Genomic DNA, 4,641 nt, shown 5'->3' with positions numbered 1-4,641 from the left:
AGCGATGGATGGTCGAATGGTCTACGTTCAGGCCACGCTCCAGAGCAAGCTCCTCAACATCACGATAGCTCAGGGAATAGGCCAGATAACATCTGACCAACAGCAGGATCATATCCTGTTTGAAATGTTTCCATTTGAAACTGAGCATCGTCGAACTCCAAAAAATATGGAAATTTTACCAGTGCCTGAAATTTTCTGCGGCAAAACCTTTCAGCATATTCTGCTGCCATTTTGGGACTTAAAAAACCTTATTATACGATGTAATTTTATAAATCTATTTTCTGAATCTGGGAAGCTATTTCATGAGTATTAACACTTGGAACACAATATGATTCTTTATTTTTAAAGAATTTAAAAAAACCACGAACTCCTTTTTCATTTAATTTATTTACTGTGTCAGCTATAGTTTGTCGATTATTAAAAAAATGATAGCAATCGACCAAGTAACTAGGGCGGACATATGCTTCAAAATTTAATTTCGTTTTATTACTTAATAATTTGCAAATACTTGTAGGAGCAATAGAGATAGAATTATTCAACATGGCTTGAGCTGTGGTTTGAAGGTTTTTTGAAAAAATTTCAATATCATCACGATCGAGAATAGCTTGTTCAAGCAAAGTAAGGCCTTTGATATTTGAAAATGAAGGCAAATAATAATCAATATATGAATTATCTAAACACTTCAATGCATAAGGATGTAGGAAAAGAATCTCATCGAGAAGATATTCTTTTGCAAACTCTTCGACAAGCTGCTTATAGTGGCTTTGACCTACAACAAAGATTACACCTTTACCCTTTTGCTGAAGTTCTAATAAGTTTTTCTTGAATGTCAAAGTACGTTTGTTATCTAATTCATTTATTCCAGATACCCGCATGCCAAGGTTAGTTTGCTACTCTAAACTATTTATCTGCTCTAGTTGAGCGCTTGTTAAATCAATACCACAAATTTTTATATTTTTTTCTTGTGCTGTCCTAACCAAATCAAACTTTTCTTTGTGTCCAGGAAGCTCTTTGAACCACAAGGCCATTTCTTTAGAATAGCGAGTAGATACATAATTAAGCAATAACTGCTGTAACTCACTATAACTCATTGCTGGTAGGTCGACAGACATTCCACGCCTATTTAAGCATTGATTTGCCTCAGCAAGTCTTACTTCTATAAATTTTACAGTGCTTTCAATATTAGCAATTGTTTTTTGTTCATTTATTTCACTCGGAGATTCGAAACATAAAGTATCGTATCCTGATTCTTTTAAAAATGGTAACGCATTTATCAATACTTTTTTAGGCATTACATCCCAGTGGCGTTCAAGCAATATAATAATTGGTAATGGCATTCTAGGTATCCCAAATTATTTAAAAACAAGGATTATACCCTGTGTTTAAATAAATGGTAATTTTGGGGAAATACTATTGGGTAAACCCAGTTATTTATAGTTTGCATTTGCCCCGTTTCTGGTACGCCACGAAAGTGCACCTCCGCTAGTAGCTGAAAGTGCTACCGGAAAAGTGCGACCGAGCACATTTCGTACCAAGCCTTGGGATTGAGAAGGTAACGACACAGTCTAAGCGTAGGCATGGGAAGTTGCAGGCCGTAAGCCATAAGGTTGAAGCGATTCAGCCCCGTTAAGGGTGATTCAGGATGGCTGATGGGTTCAGAAAACCAGAAAGCGATAATAGATACGACGACAATCGGTAGAAGTATCTGTCGTCCTCGGGGTCAGAGAGCATGGCATGTAATGAAAGCGTAAGTGTAAACGTGGGAGATCCTATTGACCCTCACAAGGATGGAGTATTAGCCCACAAGTGTAAAAGCGAGGAAGCTAAAATGGCAAATAGGAAGTCAGATGAGGCGTAGTACCATTGAAGCGAAGTAATGTTCGTGGAGGGAAGGCCTCTGGGTAATTTCAACTCTGGAGAGGAAACGTGACGAGAACATCAGAATCTCGATTTAACACGGACACAGTATTAACAGAGATAGCATGGTTGTCGGCGCAGGACCCAGCTCGGGAGTTCCATAGCTTAATGCATCACATTAACGTGGATTCACTGCGGCGCTGTTTCGACATGCTGGATGGAAAGAAAGCAGTAGGAGCAGACCGAATAACAAAAGAGCAATATGGGGAACAACTTCAGGAAAATCTAGAAAGCCTAATCCACCAAATGAAACACATGGGTTACCGCCCAGGACCGGTACGACAAGTACTGATCCCGAAAGAGGGAAAGCCCGGTGCAACTAGACCACTAGGTATCAGTAATTTTGAAGATAAATTAGTGCAGAAACGGGTGCAGGGAATACTCGAGAGCATCTACGACCCTATATTTCTGAATTCTTCATATGGATTCAGACCAAAATTAGGATGTCATGACGCAATACGAGCGTTACACCAACACCTGTTTCGGGAGGAAGTGGAAACAGTAATCGATGTTGATCTGGCAAATTACTTTAATACTATCGATCACAAAATCCTTGAAGATACGATACGCGTGAAAATAAAGGATAGCAAATTTCTGCAATATATCAGCCGTATGTTAAAGGCGGGTGTACTCACAGGAAACGAGCTTACGGTTAGTGAAGAAGGTGTAGCACAAGGCAGCTGTTGCAGTCCAGTGCTTGCTAATATCATGGCCCATTATGTGATAGATTTGTGGATAGAGGAAATGGTGAAACCAAGGATGTCTGGACCTATCCGAGCGTTTCGTTATGCGGACGATCTCATCATCTGTTGTAGATATGAAAAGGATGCTATAAGAATCAAGAGGGCATTAAGTAAACGTCTAGAAAAATACAAGCTTAAGCTTAATGAGGATAAGACAAAACTTGTTCCATTCTCAAAAACCAAAAGCAAAAGCGGTATAAAACAAGGTGTTTTCGATTTTCTTGGATTCACATTTTATCTAAGCAAGACGCAAAACAAACACACAATCCCGAAGTTGAAGACTTGTGGTAAGCGTCTAAGAGCCAAGCTCAAAAGAGTCAACGAATGGGCTCGCCAGGTGAGATGTAAGAATACGCTGAGTACCATCTGGAAAACGTTCTGCGCCAAACTGAGAGGACATGTGCAATACTACGGCGTGACCTTCAACTCAAAGAAAGTACAGACTTTTCTAAGAAAAGCTCAAGAAATAATGTTCAAATGGTTAAACCGGCGCAGCCAGAGAAAATCCTCTGTTGGGATAAATTCACGCTGTTTACGGACAAATATCCTTTACCTGAGGCGAAAATCTGCCATGTTTTATTCTAAATCGATACGAATTTGCGAACGGAGTTGTCTTGAGCCCATTGCCTTAATAGGGCACGATGTGGTTCTAAATGGGGGGAAGAGTGAGTGATTGCTCTTCTCTACCAACTTAATTCAACTCGTTTTTCCATATCAAGCTGCCTCATTTAAAATTGGACGAGCTCTAACTACAAAAGGAGATTGATTCATGGAGGCTACTTCAAATAAATCATAAATATCAGCTTCTCTATCACAAACAGTAACCACCTTAACATTTTTTAATTCAGGATAATTATTAGAGTTTTCAAGAGACTCTATCCACAGCATACTTTCTTTTTCTTCTATAGGAAGAGCAATATTATGACTTCTTTTTTTCAGCTCCTTTACTTCTTTATCTAAGAGAGGCCTAGAACTAATTTTTTGATCGAGTAATCCTATAGGAAGACCTTCTGTTGTCACGGCAAACGTTGTATGCATCACTAATCCATGTGTTTGAAAATTAGTGGTTTTAGATCGTACTCTAGCCGCTATAATTCCTAGACCCTGCGTCTTTATGATTTTTATAGGAAATATAACTGGTATCTTGGATGGCTAAAATAATTGGATATTCTTTAGCTCTTTCAACAGTCTTAGTTATAGATTTTCTTTTCAGAAACTGCATCATTTTGAAAAAACCTATAAGCTGCCTTGCTTTGGTGCCAATCTTCACATGCTTGATTTATTGAGCGCTCAGGTGAATTAGAAAACTATCTGCTATTTTTAGAAGTCTTTTACTTAATCGTTTATCACCAAAATTAACAATGCCAAACTCACTCTCTGCCCATCCACTAGATGGGTAATTTAAATTTCCTTTTATCATTTATTTTCATTTTTAGACTAAGTCCTACCCTTATTTATAACCGAAAGATTAATTATGGGAAGAACTTTCTTAACATTTTTAGATTTATGGGTAATAGTAAGCATAAGAACGGAGCGTGCGACTTTCATCGCACTCCGCTCAAGTCTTTTCAAAGCCAATTTTACTTTAATTCGTGTTGGCTATAAAATGAACATTTTTTATTGATCGTATGAATAAATCATGAAACACAACGAGGTTTTAAGTCCATGCTAACCCGCGAACAAGTTTACGTCATGCTCATGTTGCGCAAGCGCGAGAACACTATTTTTTCTACATTACCCGTCGAATTAATTCAAGAAATAAGTGATTTCGGCCAAGACCCCAATAGCGGTATCGCAAAGGCATTACATCACGCTGCGTATGCACGACAAGAAGATGTTAAGGCTCTACTTGCCCTGCTCGATGAAAATCCATCTCTATTGCTTCAAGCAGGCAATGTGGTAACACCCGGTGGTGATGAGTGGAAACGAGTCACTATTTATGAGTTTTTATTGGGTGCAGGTGATTACGAACTGGCCAAGC

General features: G+C 38.6%; 3 protein-coding genes and 3 pseudogenes. 2 read left to right on the top strand and 4 right to left on the bottom strand.

From position 1 onward, the window contains the following. The 3 genes and pseudogenes from WA877_RS00230 to WA877_RS00220 all read right to left on the bottom strand — a co-directional run. Window positions 1-148: pseudogene (locus tag WA877_RS00230) on the bottom strand (IS6 family transposase); the annotation flags it as partial. Between the two features lie 118 nt (window positions 149-266). Continuing rightward, a complete protein-coding gene (locus tag WA877_RS00225) occupies window positions 267-875 on the bottom strand; it encodes a hypothetical protein (RefSeq protein ID WP_425168936.1) in 609 nt (202 codons plus the stop codon). A gap of 15 nt (window positions 876-890) precedes the next feature. Further along, window positions 891-1,337, bottom strand: coding sequence for a hypothetical protein (locus WA877_RS00220; protein WP_425168935.1), 447 nt, complete (start codon window positions 1,335-1,337; stop codon window positions 891-893). Window positions 1,338-2,025: 688 nt separating this feature from the next. On the opposite strand from WA877_RS00220, the gene ltrA reads away from it, so the two are divergent. Next, window positions 2,026-3,333: a group II intron reverse transcriptase/maturase gene (gene ltrA / locus WA877_RS00215; protein ID WP_425168934.1), complete on the top strand. Its 1,308-nt coding sequence runs from the start codon at window positions 2,026-2,028 to the stop codon at window positions 3,331-3,333. Between the two features lie 65 nt (window positions 3,334-3,398). On the opposite strand, the pseudogene WA877_RS00210 reads toward ltrA, so the two are convergent. Continuing rightward, window positions 3,399-4,080 (bottom strand): annotated as a pseudogene (locus WA877_RS00210) (IS4 family transposase); the annotation flags it as partial. Between the two features lie 245 nt (window positions 4,081-4,325). Between WA877_RS00210 and WA877_RS00205 the strand changes: the two are divergent. Next, window positions 4,326-4,641 (top strand): annotated as a pseudogene (locus WA877_RS00205) (hypothetical protein); the annotation flags it as partial.

This window comes from Legionella sp. (assembly GCF_049790535.1).
Taxonomy (GTDB): domain Bacteria; phylum Pseudomonadota; class Gammaproteobacteria; order Legionellales; family Legionellaceae; genus Legionella.
Note: the sequence above shows the minus strand (reverse complement) of the source record. Positions and strands in the feature narration are given on the sequence as shown.

Bases quoted from the DNA above. Each gene is read 5' to 3' on its own strand.
- WA877_RS00220 (WP_425168935.1), bottom strand. From the start codon at position 1,337: ATGCCATTACCAATTATTATATTGCTTGAACGCCACTGGGATGTAATG.
- ltrA (WP_425168934.1), top strand. From the start codon at position 2,026: ATGCATCACATTAACGTGGATTCACTGCGGCGCTGTTTCGACATGCTG.
- WA877_RS00225 (WP_425168936.1), bottom strand. From the start codon at position 875: ATGCGGGTATCTGGAATAAATGAATTAGATAACAAACGTACTTTGACA.